This window comes from Paenibacillus sp. BT-177 (assembly GCF_025846815.2).
GTDB lineage: Bacteria > Bacillota > Bacilli > Paenibacillales > Paenibacillaceae > Paenibacillus > Paenibacillus polymyxa_C.
The window spans coordinates 747,628-767,979 of the sequence record NZ_JAOYTP010000002.1 but is presented as its reverse complement, the minus strand read 5'-3'; the positions used below and the strand labels follow the sequence as shown (position 1 = coordinate 767,979).

2 protein-coding genes are annotated in these 20,352 nt (G+C 44.9%); both read left to right on the top strand.

All coding sequences use genetic code 11. The features are described 5' to 3' along the window. Positions 1-12: 12 nt before the first annotated feature. Positions 13-7,779: a non-ribosomal peptide synthetase gene (locus OIU26_RS09745; protein WP_264216676.1), complete on the top strand. Its 7,767-nt coding sequence runs from the start codon at positions 13-15 to the stop codon at positions 7,777-7,779. A 10-nt stretch (positions 7,780-7,789) separates the two neighbouring features. Beyond that, positions 7,790-20,332, top strand: a complete 12,543-nt coding sequence (locus OIU26_RS09740; protein WP_264216675.1) for a non-ribosomal peptide synthetase — start codon at positions 7,790-7,792, stop codon at positions 20,330-20,332. Positions 20,333-20,352 lie beyond the last annotated feature (20 nt).

Below are 20,352 nucleotides of genomic sequence, written 5' to 3'. Positions count from 1 at the left end.
GTGGTGAGCCGTATGAGAAACGCACTCATTCAAAACATTTATCCATTGACACCCATGCAGGAGGGGCTTCTATATCACTCCATTTTAGACGAGCACTCAGAAGCATATTTTGATCAAACGGTCATTACCTTAAATGAACGGTTGAATGTAGAGACGCTGAAAGAAAGCTTCCAAACCCTAATTGACCGTTATGATGTATTACGGACTGTGTTTGTTTATAAAGAAACAGACCAACCGTTACAAGTCGTGCTAGCTAATAAAGAGGCAACGATTGATTATAGAGACATTACAGAATTAAATGAAGCAGAACAACGTTTATATGTTGATAATTTTACGATTAATGATCGGAAAATGCGTTTTGATCTTGAAAAGGATCTCCTTATTCGGATAAGTATTCTTGCATTAAGTGATACAAGCTGCAAAATGGTTCTAAGCTTTCATCACATCATTATGGATGGCTGGTGTATTGGTACAATTGCGAAGGATCTGTTCCAAATTTACAGAGCTTCTTCCCTCGGGAAGAAGCCAGAATTGGACGCAGTATTTCCATATAGCCGGTATATCAGTTGGTTAGGGCAGCAAAATAAAAAGACAGCTCTTACTTATTGGGAACAACAATTATCAGGTGTGGAAGAGCAAAGTGGCTTACCTCTTAGCAGCAAGTCAACTGAGGATGGAAGCTACAAGCTGAACAACCATATTTTCACCTTGGACGAGCAGTTAACCCGTGGTTTGGAAATGATAGCACAACAAAATCAGGTAACCTTAAGTTCTGTATTTCATGGGATATGGGGTCTGTTGCTGCAAAGATACAATAACACCAAGGATGTGGTATTTGGTTCCGTTGTTTCCGGCCGTCCAGCAGAGCTGGAAGGGTCGGAGAAAATGGTTGGATTATTTATTAATACGATTCCTGTACGTATTTGTCATAAAGAAGCACAAACATTTTCCCAGATAATCAAGCAATTTCAGCAGAATATGATGGAATCGGGGAAGTACCATTTTCTATCCTTGGCTGATATTCAGATGCTAACCCCACTGGGCAAGAGCTTAATCCACCATATCATAGCGTTCGAGAACTACCCAATTACTGAAGAGCTTGCTGGTGGTGAAGGAGAACAGCTTGTTTCAATTGTGGAAACCGAGGGCTTTGAGCAAACGAATTATGATTTTAATATTGGAGTCATTCCTGGTAAAGAATTGAAAGTTAAGTTTGGCTATAACAGTATTGCTTATCAAGCTTCAGATATTGAAAGAATTGAACTGCACCTAAAACAAATAGCTGAACAGGTAGTTTCTAATCCGCATATGAATGTGGATGATATTGATTTGCTTTCTGGCGAGGAAAAACACAGAATCCTGCGAGATTTTAATGATACAGATGCCTTATATCCTCAAAGTCAAACGATTCAACAGCTATTCGAAGAGCAGGTGGCGCTGGCGCCGAATCGTTTGGCAGCAGCATTCGCTGATGAGCGGTTAACTTATCTGGAATTGAACGAACGGGCTAACCGTTTGGCTCGCGTCTTGAGGATGAAAGGGGTGCAAACCGGCCAGATTGTTGGGATTGCAGCCTATCGCTCACCCGAGATGTTAGTCGGGATCATGGCTATTCTTAAGGCAGGGGGAGTTTACTTGCCAATCAATCCAGAGGATCCTCTGGAACGAATTCAATATATAGCGGGTAACAGCGGTGCTTCCATCCTGCTGGTGCAACAGGAAATCCAAACTACATTGAAGGATATTTCAGCGAATATCAGCGTGCTTGCGATCGGAGCAGACTGGCCAACTGAAAAAACTAATCTTGAACCTTACAGTGGGCCGGAAGATTTAGCTTACGTAATTTATACATCCGGTTCTACAGGTAAGCCTAAAGGAGTTATGATTCGTCACACCTCTATAGTGAATCGACTTCATTGGATGCAAAAAAAGTATCCGATTGGTGTGGACGATATCATTTTACAGAAAACGCCTTACACCTTTGATGTTTCTGTATGGGAACTATTTTGGTGGGCTATAGCCGGAGCTTCAGTCTACTTTCTTCCGCCTGATGGGGAGAAGGATCCCAAGCTACTGGTGGACACGGTGGCAGAACAGAAAATTACAACCCTTCATTTTGTGCCTTCCATGTTGTCTGTTTTTTTGGAGTATGTTGAGCAGCACCAAGCAGAGGGGCAACTCAGCAGTATTAAACGAGTTTTCGCTAGCGGGGAGGCACTAACAGTAAAGCAAGCCAGACGGTTTAATACTCTGCTTCGAAAGCCGAATGGCACAACTCTGCATAATTTATACGGACCAACGGAGGCAACAGTGGATGCAACATGGTTTGATTGCCCGGATGGAGATGATTTGCAGAGTATTCCAATTGGTAAGCCGATTGACAATACCCGGTTGTACATTTTGGATCAGGAGGGGAGATTGCTTCCTGTTGGTATTCCGGGCGAACTTTATATTGCTGGTACAGGAGTAGCCCTAGGCTACATTAATCAACCCGATCTAACGGACGAAAGATTCACGGATAGTCCATTCGTTTTCGGAGAGCGCATGTATAAGACAGGGGACTTGGCAAAGTGGCTCCCCGACGGCAATGTGGAGTATCTCGGAAGAACAGACCACCAGGTGAAAATCCGTGGATATCGTATTGAGACTGGAGAAATCGAAAAGGTCCTGCTCTCTCATCATGACATCAGAGAAGCCGTTGTTCTATCTAGAAAAGACCAAGAGGACGAAACGTATTTATGCGCTTATATTGTTTCGGACCATGAACTCTTAACACAGGAAATACGATCTTTTTTGAAAGCGTCTCTGCCCTTGTATATGGTACCTGCTCATCTGATACAGATGGCTACGATACCTCTTACGCCTAATGGAAAGGTGAACCGAGGAGCGCTTCCTGAGCCCCATCATGTGATTCGGGAGCAGGGGGTTGTAGCTCCTCGAACAGATACAGAAACTCGTCTAGTACGTTTGTGGGAGGATATTCTGCATGTGAGCCCCATAGGTGTACACAGCCATTTTTTTGAACTGGGTGGACATTCGCTGAAGGCTACAATACTGATCGGGAAAATTATTCGAGAATTCCAGGTCGAGTTGCCTATGCGTGAAATATTTGAGTACCCAACTGTGGAAAGCATGAGCAAACTCATTGAACGTACAATCGGGAGAGGGGCAGGTACATTTACCGAAATTGCTCTACTTTCTGATCAAACCTATTATCCAGTTTCCTCCTCGCAAAGACGTCAGATGATATTGCATCAACTTGAAGGAGCGGAACTGGTTTACAATATGCCTTCTGTCATGCTCGTTCAAGGCCATCTGGATCAGGAACGGTTGAAAATGGCTTTCAACACTCTGATTCACAGGCATGAAGCATTGCGCACTTCTTTCTCATGGATCAACGGAGAGCCGGTTCAAAGCGTACATGACGAAGTAGAATTTGAGTTGAAAATTCATAGTCTGACCAGCAAAGAGGATTCAGAGGAACAGCATATAGAAACGGTGCTAAGTGAATTCGTCCAACCGTTTGACCTGAGCCGTGCCCCTTTATTAAGAGGCGAGCTGATCCCGTTGGCAGAGAACAAAAATATGCTGCTGATTGATTTACACCATATTATTTCGGACGGCGTTTCTATGTCTATTATTATGGATGAATTTGTAAAAGCATATGATGGACAGGCGCTTCCGCCTCTATCCGTTCAGTACAAAGATTATGCTAACTGGCATAATGAGCAAATAAATCATGGATTTATTAAAGAGCAGGAATCCTACTGGCTGGATCTCTTTAAACATGAGCCGCCTGTACTGGAGCTACCAACGGATTTCCCAAGACCGTCTATTCAAAGCTATGAAGGTAACACGGTATCCCGAATCCTGGGCGATGATATAACAGAGCCACTTCACAAACTTGCAGCTGAAACTCAAAGTACATTGTTCATGATTTTACTGGCTGTATATAACGTTGTTTTGTCCAAGCATGCACGACAAGACGACATTGTCATCGGTACACCGGTTGCTGGGAGAAGACATCCAGATACGGAAAAGATCGTCGGCATGTTTGTTAATACGTTGGCACTACGTACTAGCCCTTCAGCGGAGAAGAGTCTTTCAGCTTTTCTGGACGAAGTTAAGGAAACGGTTTTATCTGCTTTTGAGCATCAGGAATATCCCTTTGAACAATTGGTCGAAAAGCTTGCGCTGCGGAGAGATGTGAGCCGAAGCCCGATCTTCGACACCATGTTTGTCATGCAAAATACAAAAGGACATCCGCTACAATCTAGTGGATTGGAATTCAAACCATTTCCGTTCAATCCAGGTGTATCCCGATTTGATTTAACCTTGAGTGCGGAAGAAACAGGTAGCTACCTTCATTTAAATTTGGAGTATAACAGTGCTTTGTTCCAAAAGGAAACTGTCGAACGCTTCTTGGATCATATGGTGGTGGTGCTAAGGTCGTTTGTAGCTAATAGCACACAAACCATAGGTGATACAGATTTGTTAACAGCGGTAGAAAAAGAACTGATTATGAAGAAATTCAACGGGACGGCTGCGCCTTATCCAAGGGAGAAGACGATTCATCAATTGTTTGAGGAGCAGGTGGAGCGAACACCGGAACATCCGGCAGCCCGTTACAAAGATCGGCAATTGACGTACCGGGAGCTGAATGCCCAAGCGAATCGGGTGGCTCACGTCCTGCGGAAGAAAGGGATCGGGCCCGACCAGATGGTGGGCATCGCAGTTCATCGATCGCTGGAGATGATCGTCGGCCTGCTGGGGATTTTGAAGGCAGGCGGGGCGTATCTGCCGCTACATCCAGAGGACCCGGAAGAACGGCTGGGATTCATGCTGGAGGATAGCGAGGCATCTATCCTGCTGACCCAGCGGGATCAGTTGGACCGCCTTCGTCCGCACGGAGCCGATCGCGAGCTGATCGCTATCGAAGATCTGCTGGTGGAGGGGATGGAGCTTACAGGAGAAGAATGCGAGAAGAACCCAGAACCTGTTAACCGCTCGAGCGATTTGGTGTACGTGATCTATACGTCAGGCTCCACTGGCAAGCCGAAGGGGGTCATGATTGAGCACGCTTCACTGATCAACCGACTGCACTGGATGGAAAAACGAATTCCGTTTGGAGCGGAGGATGTGATCCTGCAAAAAACGCCTTATACCTTTGACGTATCGTTGTGGGAGCTGTTCTCGTGGGCGATTCAGGGAGCGACAGTATGCTTTTTGGAGCCGGGAGGCGAGAAAGACCCGGCAACGATAGCCGAAACGGTGGAGGCCAACGGGGTAACAGCGATCCATTTTGTGCCGTCCATGCTGGGAGCATTCTTGGAGTATATCGAGCATAGCAGAGCCGCTAGGAAAATGCGTAGTGTCCGGCGAGTATTTGCCAGCGGGGAAGCGCTGATGACAGAACATGTCCGCCGATTTAACCGTTTGCTGGGAGCCGAAGGAGCCACATTGCATAACCTGTATGGACCGACGGAAGCAACGGTAGAGGTGGCGTATTACGACTGTCCTGCGGAGCAGGAACCGGAGAGCATTCCGATCGGGAAGCCGATTGATAACGTAAAATTGTATATTTTGGACCATAAAGACCGATTGCAGCCGATAGGTGTACCGGGCGAGCTGCACATTGGAGGGGACTGCGTAGCCCGAGGATATGTGAATCGGAAAGAACTGACGGAGGAGAAGTTCGTAGCGGACCCCTATGCGGCAGGGGGACGGATGTACCGGACGGGAGACTTGGCGAGATGGCTACCGGATGGAAACATTGAATATATGGGGCGGATCGACCATCAGGTGAAAATTCGGGGCTACCGGATCGAACTGGGTGAGATTGAAGCGGCAATACTGGCCTACGAAGGGGTCCAGACGGCAGTAGTGCTTGCTCGTGATGACCGTTCTGGGGGAAGTTATTTATGCGCCTATGTTGAACATGCCCAGGAATTCAATGTACAAGCATTAAAGGCTCGTATTAAAGAAGTCCTTCCCGAGTATATGGTGCCTGCTTATATCGTATCTATGGAAGCTATGCCTTATCTATCGAGCGGCAAGATCGACAGAAAAGCATTGCCTGAGCCTGATCACAGTCTGTCGATTGAGGTAGATTATATTCCTCCATCCAATAAGGTTGAAACGTTGATGGCGGAAATCTGGCAAGAGGTTCTTGGCTATGCTCCTATCGGAACGAATCATAACTTTTTTGAATTGGGCGGGGATTCGATTAAAGCTATTCAAATTTCCACACGTCTAAGCAAGCACGGATATCGCATGGAAATTAAGGACCTTTTCCGTCATCAAACGATAGGTAGCCTGACTCCAGATCTAAGAGCAGTCAGTGTTCAAGCCGAGCAAGGGATTATTGAAGGAGAGGCTGAGCTATCCCCTATCCAACGATGGTTTTTTGAGCAAAAGTTCACGGAATCCAACTATTGGAACCAGGCCGTTATGTTGTATAGCCAAAATGGGTGGAAGGAAGAACTGGTCGATCAGGTGTTGTGTAAGCTGACTGAGCATCATGATGCCTTACGAATGACATATACAGCGAATCAGGACAAAATTATTCCCATCATTCATGGTACGAATCGAAAGGCATATGCTCTTACTGCTCTGGATGTAAGCCATGAGTCATCCATTGAAGAAGCAATCCAGACCCTCAGCGAAGCGATTCAGCGGCGCATGAATTTAGAAAACGGTCCGCTTGTGCAAGCGGGGTTGTTTCACACCGCTCAAGGTGATCACTTACTACTCGCGATTCATCATTTGGTGGTAGATGGAGTTTCTTGGAGAATTCTATTGGAAGATTTGGAGCAGGGGTATATGCAGGCACTTAATAATGAAGAAATCCTCTTTCAGGCGAAGACCCATTCATGGAAGGATTGGACCCATCGCCTTGGTGATGATGCAAAGGGTGGGCGTCCAGCTCGTTACAAACGTTATTGGGAGAATGTAATCCGTCATGCCAGTAAACCGCTTCATAAAGACTATCCGGCCGCTGACAGAAGAGGGAAAGACCTGGAAATCTGCAACGTAAGGTTTTCCAAGCAACAAACAGATCGTCTACAGAAGGATGTACACAAGGCTTATAGTACGAATGTAAACGATCTACTGTTGACAGCCTTTGGGCTGGCATTGAGAGACTGGACTGATGATGACGAATTTACCATTTTGTTGGAAGGACACGGACGGGAACAGATTTTTGATGATATAGATATAACCAGAACGGTCGGCTGGTTTACTACGATGTATCCTATTCATCTGGATATGAAGCATAATACCGATTTAGCTTACCAAATTAAGCTGACCAAGGAAGCGTTGCGACGTGTTCCTAATAAGGGCATTGACTTCGGAATTCTGGAATATATGACCCTACACGATTTGAAAAGTACTAATCAGGGAAATTTTGCACCTGAAATTCGCTTTAATTATCACGGCCAGATTGATTCAGGCTCCGTTGCGCCTTTATTTGTCGAATCAAAGTATTCTGCGGGTCGAACAGTAAGTGAGGAGACCGAGACACCATTTGTGCTTGATATTAATGGAAGTATCGAACAGGGGATATTAACCCTCGGGATTGAGTATAGCAGTCGTGAATATGCTGAATCGAGTATTCAAAAATTGGGAAATTTCTTGCAAAGTCGTTTGCTAGAAATTATTGAGCATTGCTCTGAAAAGAAGGAGAAGGAATGGACTCCCGCAGATGTGAGCGATGAGAATCTTTCAATTAACGATTTGGATGAGATTATGGCCTACTATAAAAATAATACATCTTCCTAGGCGGTGGCTTATGAGTAAAGATCTGCAAATTCAAAGTATATTCCGATTAACTCCGATGCAACAAGGAATCTTGTTCCATAGCCTGCTAGATCAAACTTCGTACGCCTATTTTGAACAAGTGAGTCTTACCCTGAACGGCTTACTCGAGGTAGAGCTTCTGGACCAAAGTCTTTCTGTTCTATTTGAGCGCCATGAGATATTGCGCAGCAATGTTTTTCACGTCAATATTGAAGAGCCTAAATTGATCGTATTCCGGCAGAAGCATCCATCCATTCACTTTGAAGACATTTCTTCACTAACGCAATCTGACCAGGTGGCCTATATAGAACAGTTTGTTCAACGTGATAAGGCCAACGGATTTGATATCACCCGGGATGAGTTATTCCGGGTCTCCATATTGCAGTGTGCGTCTGATGTATACAAGCTGATCGTTAGCTTCCATCACATCATTATGGATGGATGGTGCTTAGAAATCGTTCTGAAAGAATGGTTCCAGATCTACACATCATTGAAAAAAAATGAGCCAGTTCAGCTAGGTGAAGCTCCTTCTTATGAAAAATACCTCAAATGGCTGGACAAGCAGGATACAGATACAGCGCTTATGTTTTGGGAGCGATATTTGGATGGTTTTGAACAGCAAAGCATCTTGCCTACGAGTGGTAAAGGGAGCCACGTTGATTACGATCCACAGCAGCAAATCTTTAGCTTTGATTCGCAATTAACAGGTCAGTTGGAATCACTGGCCAAAGAACTCAAGGTTACTTTGAGTACATTGTTTCACTCCATCTGGGGTCTGCTATTGATGAAATACAACAACACCCGCGACGTGGTATTTGGCTCTGTCGTTTCCGGTCGTCCGTCAGATATTCCGGGAGCAGAAAATATGGTGGGCCTATTTATCAATACTATTCCAGTGCGTATATCAAGTGAAGAGGATCATCTTGCTTTTTCGGAATTCGTCCAGCATGTACAACATTCGGTTATGGAGGCGGGAGAGCACCATTATGTGCCTCTTGCTGATATTCAGGCGGGGAGTTTGTTGAAGAGTAATCTGATACACCATATTTTGGCTTTTGAAAACTTCCCGGGTATGGAGGAAGCCTCCGATCACGCGGACGAAAACAGTTTAGCGGTTTCGGAGATGGCTGGCTTTGAACAAACTAATTATTCCTTCAATCTTAACGTTGTCCCCGGTGAGAAACTGCGGATGAAATTCAGCTATAACGGTCTATTATACGAACCAGAATATATAGATCGATTAGGTCGGCATGTTGAGGAAATCGCCCGCACTGTGGTTTCATCTGCTGATGTAGTTTTGAACGAAATAGATATTATTCTGCCAGAAGAAAAAGAATTGATTTTGAAGAAATTCAACGGGACGGCTGCGCCTTATCCAAGGGAGAAGACGATTCATCAATTGTTTGAGGAGCAGGTGGAGCGAACACCGGAACATCCGGCAGCCCTATACAAAGATCGGCAATTGACGTACCGGGAGCTGAATGCCCAAGCGAATCGGGTGGCTCACGTCCTGCGGAAGAAAGGGATCGGGCCCGACCAGATGGTGGGCATCGCAGTTCATCGATCGCTGGAGATGATCGTCGGCCTGCTGGGGATTTTGAAGGCAGGCGGGGCGTATCTGCCGCTACATCCAGAGGACCCGGAAGAACGGCTGGGATTCATGCTGGAGGATAGCGGGGCATCTATCCTGCTGACCCAGCGGGATCAGTTGGACCGCCTTCGTCCGCACGGAGCCGATCGCGAGCTGATCGCTATCGAAGATCTGCTGATGGAGGGGATGGAGCTTACAGGAGAAGAGTGCGAGAAGAACCCGGAACCCGTTAACCGCTCAACCGATTTGGTGTACGTGATTTATACGTCAGGCTCCACCGGCAAGCCGAAGGGGGTCATGATTGAGCACGCATCGCTGATCAACCGTCTGCACTGGATGGAAAAACGAATTCCGTTTGGAGCGGAGGATGTGATCCTGCAAAAAACGCCTTACACCTTTGACGTATCGTTGTGGGAGCTGTTTTCGTGGGCGATTCAGGGAGCGACGGTATGCTTTCTGGAGCCAGGAGGCGAGAAAGATCCGGCAACGATAGCCGAAACGGTGGAGGCCAACGGGGTAACAGCGATTCATTTTGTGCCATCCATGCTGGGAGCATTCCTGGAGTACATCGAGCACAGCGGAGCCGCTAGGAAAATGCGCAGTGTCCGGCGAGTATTTGCCAGCGGGGAAGCGCTGATGACAGAACATGTCCGCCGGTTTAACCGTTTGCTGGGAGCCGAAGGAGCCACGTTGCACAACCTGTATGGACCGACAGAGGCAACGGTAGAGGTGGCGTATTACGACTGTCCTGCCGAGCAGGAACCAGAGAGCATTCCGATCGGGAAGCCGATTGATAATGTGAAATTGTATATTTTGGACCGTAAAGACCGATTGCAGCCGATAGGTGTACCGGGCGAGCTGCACATTGGAGGGGACTGCGTAGCCCGGGGATATGTGAATCGGAAAGAACTGACGGAGGAGAAGTTCGTAGCGGACCCATATGCGGCGGGGGGACGGATGTACCGGACGGGAGACTTGGCGAGATGGCTGCCGGATGGAAACATTGAATATATGGGGCGGATCGACCATCAGGTGAAAATTCGGGGCTACCGGATCGAACTGGGTGAGATTGAAGCGGCCTTACTCGCGTACGAAGGTGTCAAGGCGGCTACAGTACTTGCCCTTGATGATCGAGATGGTGGTAAATATTTATGCGCATATTTTGAAAGCGGAGAAGGTTTGAACACATCTATTTTAAGGGCGCACTTGAAGGCACTCATACCGGATTACATGGTGCCAAGTCATTTCGTTCGGCTAGATGTTATGCCGCACCTGTCCAGTGGCAAGGTTAACCGTAAAGCGCTACCCGAACCAGATCATGGGATGCGAGCCACCAGCTATGTTGCACCAAGAAACGAAACGGAAAGAAAACTAGCCGAGATTTGGGAGAAGTTGCTGGACATATCCTCCATCGGTATACATGACAACTTTTTTGAACTGGGTGGACATTCACTAACGGCGACTCGACTTATGTCTCGAATCAATAAGTTGCTGCAAGTTGAAATTCCACTCCGTGATATTTTTGCACATCCGACCATCGAAGAAATGAGTGTTTTGATCTGCGGATCAGAGGTTGCAGCCGGGACGATGATGGATATTGCTCCTGCCGAGCTACGTGATTCTTATCCGGTGACATCCGTTCAAAAGAGACAAATGATTTTACATCAGTTTGAAGGAGCAGAAACAGCATACAATATGCCCTTTGCCTTACTGATGGAGGGAGAACTGGACATCCAGCGGCTGGAGCGAGTGTTCAGGGATCTAATAGATAGGCATGAGGCATTGCGGACATCATTTGAGTGGGGCACAGAGGAGCCAGTACAAAAAATTCATAGTGAGGTTCCATTTCAACTGAGTTTCCAACAGGCTGATGATATCGAAATAGAAGCACAGGACAAACAGATTCAAGCGATATTCAAATCGTTCGTAAGACCGTTTAACTTAGGTCAGGCTCCATTATTGCGGGCGAAGCTGGTGCGTATTTCGGACAATAGGCATATTTTGATGGTAGATATGCACCATATTGTTGCAGATGGTGTTTCCATGAGCGTTTTGGCTAATGATTTCACGACATTGTATCACGGGAACTCGCTGCCACCATTGCGTATTCAATATAAAGACTACGCCGTTTGGAACAGTGAGTGGATCAAAGAAGGACACTTGATGAAGCAGGAACAGTACTGGTTAGACTTGTTTTCGGATGAGCTTCCTGTCCTTAATCTACCAACTGATTTCACGAGGCCTCAAGTACAAAGCTTTGAAGGTGACCGGTATTCTTTTCAAGCTGACAAGACACTTCGTGAAGGTCTACAGCAATTTGTTGCAGAAAGTCGGACCACTTTATTTATGGTACTGCTATCGGCTTACAACGTGTTGCTGCATAAGTATTCAGGCCAGGAAGATATCGTGGTAGGGTCTCCAATAGCAGGTCGTAATCATACAGATTTAGAAAATATTATGGGGATGTTCGTTAACACACTAGTACTGCGCAACCGTCCAGCTGCTGACAAAACGCTCAAGCAATTTTTACTGGAGGTGCAAAGAAGCAACCTGGAAGCTTTCGAACATCAGGATTATCCAATAGAAGATCTTGTAGATAAGCTCGAACTTCACAGGGATTTAAGCCGAAATCCTCTGTTTGATACGATGTTCTCTCTAGAAAATACCGATTCGGTAAGCCTGCAAGCTGACGGGATATCCATATCACCGTATTCTGTTGAAGCTGGCATAGCCAAAGTTGATTTAACGTTAACAGCAGAAGCGGATCAAGAGGGACTCTCTTTTCGAATTGATTATTGTAACAAGCTGTTTCACAAAGAAAGTATTGAGAGAATGTCGAAGCATTATTTGCAGATTTTGCAGACTATTGTGGACTCTGCGGATCTCCGGATTAGCGACGTAAACATGGTAACTGCATCCGAAGAAGAGATCCTGTTAACGAAATTTAATACGGTACCCGCTTCTAACGAGAAAGAGAACCGAAAATTGCTGCATCAGCTCTTTGAAGAGCAGGTAGCGAAGACGCCGGAGCGTGTCGCAGTATCGTTCGAGGAACAACAATGGACTTACAGCGAGTTAAACGATAAAGCGAATCAGCTTGCCAGAGTGCTTAGAGAAAAAGGAGTACAGGCCAATACGCTTGTAGGCATAATGGTAGAGCGATCTTTTGAAATGATAGTCGGAATCCTAGGGATTTTAAAGGCTGGGGGTGCGTATGTTCCTCTGGCACCAGATTATCCTGCGGAGCGAATTAGTCTGATGCTATACGATTGCAAGATAACACTATTATTGGCTTCCCATCATGTTCTGAATGAATCAACTTTCATAAAAGAGGCAGGAGCAGATGGATTTGCAGGGGAAATCCTTGATTTGGATCAGCTCGATATGATCGTTAAGGATTCGGATTCTAGTAACTTACCTTATGTGAATGAACCGGATGATTTGGCATATGTGCTATATACCTCTGGCTCAACAGGTAAACCAAAAGGGAATCTGACCATGCATTATAACGTGGGAAGATTGATTAAAAACTCCAATTATATCGATCTTACGGAACAGGATATTCTCTTGCAGTTATCCAACTATGCCTTTGATGGGTCAGTCTTCGATATATTCGGCGCTCTGGTCAATGGTTCTAAGCTGGTTCTCTTACGTAAAGAGAATATGCTGAATCCAGAAAAACTGTCTTCCTTAATTCGAAATGAAAATGTCTCGGTATTTTTTATTACTACCGCCTTGTTTAATACGTTGATAGAAACCAATATTGAATGTTTTACTACAGTTCGAAAAGTACTTTTTGGTGGAGAGCGGGTTTCGCTACCGCATGTGAGCAAGTTGTTTGAACATATCGGACCCCATAAAATGCTGCACATGTACGGTCCTACCGAAAGCACGGTCTTTGCTACCTGTTATGGTGTAGATCAGATTCATGAACGGAAAGGTACAATTCCGATTGGAGCCCCGATTACAGGTACTACTGTGTATATTCTGGATAAAAATCTTAAATTGCAGCCTATTGGTATACCGGGAGAGCTTTGTATTGCAGGGGATGCACTATCTCAGGGCTACTTGAACCTACCTGATTTTACAAACGAAAAGTTTATAGACAATCCATTTAATCCAGGCGAGAAAATGTACAAAACAGGTGACATTGCAAAATGGCTTCCAGATGGAAATATTGAATTTGTAGGCCGCCAAGATCATCTGGTGAAAATTAGGGGGTTCCGTATAGAGCTTGGAGAAATTGAAAATCAACTACTATCCCATGAACGCATTAAAGAGGCAATAGTTGTAGCTAAACCGGATCAATCCGGCCAAAATCGTATTTCTGCATATATGGTGACAGACGGGGAATTAAATACTTCAGCTATTCGCCGTTACTTGGCGAAGTATTTACCAGATTACATGTTGCCATCCAGCTTAATACTGCTGGACAGTTTGCCGCTGAACGCTAATGGCAAGGTGGATCAGAAGAAATTGCCAGAGCCTCATATCAACTTAGACTTAAGTACGCTGTATGAACCACCGACAAGCCCTACGGAAGAGAAGTTGATCAAAATTTGGGAAGGCGTACTGGGACAAGAGGGAATTGGAATTAGTCACAGTTTTTTTGACCTTGGAGGAGACTCAATTAAGGCCATTCAAGTTATCGCAAGGTTGAGCCAAGAGGGATTAAAGCTGGATATGAAGGACATATTTCAGCACCCTACTGTTCAGCAAGTAGCACCATATGTCCAACGTCGTTCCAGAATCATTGACCAGAAGGCGGTAACAGGTGAGGTACAGCTAACTCCAATCCAAAGATGGTTCTTCGAAAATGTACAGGATGATCGGAACCATTTTAATCAAGCAGTTATGTTGTTTACTAGTGGTGTATTTGATGAAGAAGCCCTAAAAACTGCTTTGGAGAATATTATTATTCACCATGATGCCCTACGAATGGTGTATGAGATCGGTCAGAGTTCTGTTAGCCAATGCCATATGGAAACGCAGTTAAAGCCTCTTCATTTAAATATTTATAATCTACAAGGAAATAACGATGCTGAAAGCAAGATTGAAGAAGAGGCTAGTCGGCTACAGGCTACCATGGACTTAAGAGCAGGCGAGATGATCCGGGTTGGCTTGTTCCAAACAGATCAAGGTCAGCATTTGCTGATTGCTATTCACCATCTAGTTATTGATGGGGTCTCCTGGCGAATCTTATTAGAGGATTTGGAGAGCGCATATACCCAGGCATTACAAGGTGAGGCTATCACTTTGCCGGATAAAACAGACTCTTTTCAGTATTGGTCCGACCGGCTTGCAGAGTATTCGAATAGTCGGGCTTTACTAAAGGAGAAGGCATATTGGCAGCAAATTGAAGGTGTTCAATGTGAGTCTCCATTTCCTCAGAAGAGAGCAGTTACTGAAGAGGGTGGAGTGAAAAAAGAAAGAACGAGTATAGCTGTCCGGTTGGACAAGCAAGATACACAGCTACTGCTTGGAACTGCTCATCAGGCCTATAATACCGAAATTAATGACTTATTGTTATCAGCACTTGGATTGGCTATTAAGCAATGGGCGGGTAGTAAAATCTTCGCTATTAATCTTGAAGGACATGGCAGGGAAGAGATTATGGAGGAGATTGATGTTACTCGAACCATAGGCTGGTTTACTTCGATGTTTCCTGTTGTGCTGGATATGAGGGATAGTGAGGATATTTCATCTGTTGTTCGGCGAACTAAGGAAATGATTCGGCATATCCCTAATCGAGGGATTGGATACGGAGTTCTGAGGTATTTGACCGATGTGGAGCATATTCAAGATTTAGATTTTAACATACAGCCACAAATCAGTTTTAATTATCTGGGACAATTTATGGATGGTACGCAAGAGGGAAGCTTTGAATCGTCACCGTTATCTCCTGGACGTTCTGTTGGTGAAGGGGCAGAAAGCCATTTTACACTGGACATCAACAGTATTGTTTCCCAAGACCAACTGTTACTTGAATTTGGATATATTCGCGGCGAGCATGAAGACCATGCTATTGAACAATTATCCCTTATGTATATAGAGCATTTAAAAATGTTAATTAATCACTGTACAAGCATTTCACAGAAGGTTCTCACACCATCTGATTACCAAGACCATACTCTCTCTATTCCTGAATTAGATCAGATTCTCACACAGTTTGGTGGGACTGAACAGGTAGAGCATATTTACCCGTTAACACCTATGCAGCAGGGAATGCTGTTCCATTACATGATGGAGCCAGAAACTACAGCTTATGTTGAACAAGTGGCGATTGAAATGGAAGGTGAACTACAGCAGGAACTTCTGGAACAGAGTTTTCAAGAATTGTTGGCAAAATATGAAGTATTGCGTACGAATTTTGTGTTTACCGGTATACGTGAACCTCGGCAAGTAGTGCGTAAACATCAACATGCAGAGTTTCGGTTTTATGACCTTACCGGGATGAATGAGCAAGAAATTACCGCTTATCTAGAGGATTACAAAAAACAAGATCTTCTGCGTGGATTTGATTTATCCAATGAGGCACTAATACGTATAAATGTATTAAGAACAACTCCTGATAAGTTCCTTATGATGTGGACCTTCCATCATATGATTATGGATGGATGGTGCGTAGGAATTGTCTACCACGATTTTATGAGCATGTATCTAGAATTGAAAGATGGTAGACCGCTTAAGTCTGAAACAGCCCCTGCTTATTCAACTTATATTCGTTGGCTGGAAAAGCAGGACAAAGAGGAGTCCATGCAATATTGGAAACAGGCTTTGGATGGATATACGCAATATGCAGTTATACCAAAGACGTCCAAACTGCAGGCTAAAGAAAGTGGTTACCAGACGAGTCAGCTGGAATTTTCGTTAGACCAAACACTGACACGACGATTAACAGAGATTGCATCTCATAATCGGATTACGGTCAACACGTTGTTCCAATCCATGTGGGGGGCATTGCTTCAAAGATATAACAATACCAACGATGTAGTATTTGGAGCAGTCGTTTCAGGGCGACCGCCAGTAATCCCGGACATTGAGAGCATGGTAGGTATTTTCATTAATACGATTCCCGTGCGAATTTATGGCGAGGAGAATGAAAGCTTCATTGAAATGGCCAAGAGAGCTCAACAAAGCTCCATTGAATCGGTTAAGTATGAGTACACATCGTTAGCAGACATTCAATCCATATCTACACTGAAGCAAAGCCTGTTAGATCATATTATTGTGTTTGAAAATTACCCTGAGTATGGCGAAGAAGAGGCGCTGCAGAAGCACAATCTGAAAATTCACGTGCGAGATATGGCCTTTTATGAACAGACAAACTATGACTTTAATCTTATTGTTTCCCTGAAAGAAGAACTGAACATTAAATTTCTGTACAACGCTGATACCTTAAGTAGAGAATTTGTGGAACGTATAAAAAATCATTTAAATGGCGTGGTCCGACAAATCGTGGATAATCCGGAGATGAGTATATCCTCAATTGAAGTAACTTCTTTACCAGAGAAAGAAGTGATTTTGAATGAATTTAACAATACGACGGCGATCTATCCGCGAGAGAAGACAATCCATCAATTGTTTGAGGAGCAGGTGGAGCGAACACCGGAACATCCGGCAGCCCTTTATAAAGGACGGCAACTAACGTATCAGGAGCTGAATGGCGAAGCGAATCGGTTGGCTCATGTGCTGCGGGAAAAAGGAGTAGGACCTGATCGTGTGGTGGGAATCGCGGTTCACCGGTCGTTGGAGATGATTATCGGATTACTAGGAATCTTGAAAGCAGGTGGAGCCTATCTGCCGCTGAATCCAGAGGACCCTGAAGAACGACTGGCGTTCATGCTGGAGGACAGTGGAGCATCCATTTTATTGACCCAGCAAGAGTTAGCGGAGCAGCTTCGTTGTCATGGAACAACCCGGGAACTGATCGCTATCGAAGATATGCTGGTACAGAAAAAGGAGCAAACAGGAAGAGAAAAGAATCCGGAATCGATCAATCGCTCGACGGATTTGGTGTATGTGATTTACACCTCGGGGTCTACGGGTAAGCCCAAAGGAGTCATGATTGAGCATGCCTCGCTGATCAATCGTCTGCACTGGATGCAAAAGCGGATTCCGTTTGGAGCGGAGGATGTGATCCTGCAAAAGACACCGTATACCTTTGATGTATCGTTGTGGGAATTATTCTCGTGGGCCATCCAAGGGGCAACGGTATGCTTTTTGGAGCCAGGAGGAGAGAAGGACCCGGCAACAATAGCTGAAACGGTTGAGGCTAACCGGGTAACGGCATTGCATTTTGTGCCGTCGATGCTGGGAGCGTTTCTGGAATACATGGAACACAGCGGAGCTGCGGGGAAAATGCACAGTGTAAGACGTGTATTTGCCAGTGGAGAAGCGCTGATGACAGAGCATGTTCGTCGGTTTAACCGCCTGATAGGAGGCGGCGGTGCCACGCTGCATAATCTGTATGGCCCAACGGAAGCGACCGTGGAGGTGGCGTATTATGACTGTCCTGCCGAGCATGAACCGGAGAGCATTCCGATCGGGAAGCCGATTGATAACGTAAAATTGTACGTTTTGGACAAGAAGGACCGTTTGCAACCGATAGGGATACCGGGGGAACTGCATATTGGGGGCGACTGTGTAGCGCGAGGATATGTCAACCGGGAGGAATTGACGGAAGAGAAATTCGTAGAAGATCCATACGAGCCGGGAGGACGGATGTACCGAACAGGAGATCTGGCCAGATGGTTGCCGGATGGAAATATCGAATATATGGGCAGAATCGATCATCAGGTGAAAATCCGCGGGTATCGGATCGAACTGGGTGAGATTGAGGCGGCTTTGCTTGCACATGATGGAGTTCGGGCAGCGGCAGTGCTTGCCCGTGCTGATGACCGAACGGGGACGCCTAGTTTGGGTGCGTATCTTGTTGCCGAACCTCATGTGACAACGGCAATGTTGCGACAAAATCTATCTGTCTCAGTTCCAGAGTATATGATTCCAGCTTATTTTGTATTCTTGGATCAGATGCCGCTCACGTCGAGTGGTAAGATTAATCGTCGTATGCTATTAGAAATTGAGCTGGAGTTTGGTACCGGAACAGAATATGTAGAGCCCAGCAACGAGCTGGAAAAGGAATTAGTCGAGATCTGGATGAGTGTACTCGGTGTTGAACATGTGGGTATCGACGACAATTTCTTTGAACTGGGAGGACATTCTTTAACGGCTATTCAGCTTGCATCTCGGTTACAGGGGATTTTGAGTAGTGAATTACGGTTGAGCAGTATCTATCAATACCCTACGGTCAGAGAGTTGGCACTACATGTGGAAAGAATGGAAGAGAACCATTCTGTACTTGCTCAACAATTTGATCAGATTATAGCGTTGCTGCATCAAAAGCTGAACGTTAAGGGATGGATACAACAAGAGCAATTCAATGGAAAATCTTATATTGTTCTACATTTAGAAGAGGGAGCCATTTCTTTCGAAAAAGAGATTATGGAACTGTTGGACATGAATTGCGATGAATCGATCCAGCCTCATTACGTCACTTGGCATGGAGAAGAAACTCTGAGACTAGAAAAGGTCAATCTTGAAGACATTAAGAGCATATGGACAGAAAGAATTGACAATGATTTGGACGTTTTCTCCAAAGCTATTCTAAGCCCAAGAGTGATCGAGAGACTGCCAGTATCTCCAACACAACGCTACCATCTCCAACACAGTGATATTTCTGGCACGATTATTCCGCTAGAAAAACATATGAACATGGAGTATGTGGGAGAAGCGATTCTGCAGATTATTCGAGATCAAGATTTGATGAGAAGTACGCTGTGTGAAGAAAACGGAGAATTGCAATGGCAAGTAAGGGAAGCACCGGATCATCTTCCTGTACCACTGGTGGATATCTCTATGTATGACGAAGATGCACAGCAAGTGATTCTGAATAATATCATCTGGCCTTATTTTTACAAAAAGCATGAATTGAGCAATTCACTCTTATATCGGATATTGATTGTGAAAAAGAATCTGAAAGACTCCCTGCTTATACTACCTTTTTCGCACTCAATCTTTGACTTTATGAGCAGTGAGATTATTAAGCACCAGTTCAACACTTATTATGAATGTGTTCGAGCTGGAAAGGAAACGCCTGAAGGGAGCAAAAATCGTTACTCTGATTTTACTGCTCATATTATGGAAGGACCTCAGGGTGTTGACGATCTGGAACTAGTAACTATCTATAGTCTAGATAAGTTTGATCGTGCAATGGGTCGTATAACCAATTTTGTCGATCAAAAAACAGTACTTGAAGGGCATACAACCGTTATGTGGGATTTAAAATCTTCCGAGAGAGCAGTTCACTTGGACAACACTAGTCATTGGGAGATCGCATTCTTTACGTTTACTGCTTTTTGTAAAATGTATTTCGAGCTTAGTCAGGTACCCATTTGGGTAACGCAGTATGGCCGAAGCTTTGGAGAGAAGCGTTACTATGATGTTATTGGTGAATTTGTGGATCATATTCCGATACTAACAAATTTAGACCAAAACCTGGTATCTCTAGAACAGCAGGTTCGTCAAAGTGTTCAATGGGCAGCTGAACATAATATCAGCTTTGCTAACTTAATGTATAACCCGGATGTACAGAACGATTATCCTTTATCTGGAGGATACTTGCAGCAGGCTTTGGATAGAATGCCAATTGTATTTAATTTCCTTGGTGAGCTGAGAAGTGAGCATCAACTCCTACAAACGGTGGATATGGGTAATGTCAATGTTGAAGGAAGATCACGAATCTTATGCGAAGTTTGGCATGATAGCGAGTCTAATCTGTTTATGGCACTAACTCTACCTTTTTCAGAAGACGAAAGTATAGTACGGAATCATTTACAAAGTGCCTTGGAGCAATTGGAAAGACGCTGGGCAACCGTTCTGTAACTCTTGCCCTAACCGAATAG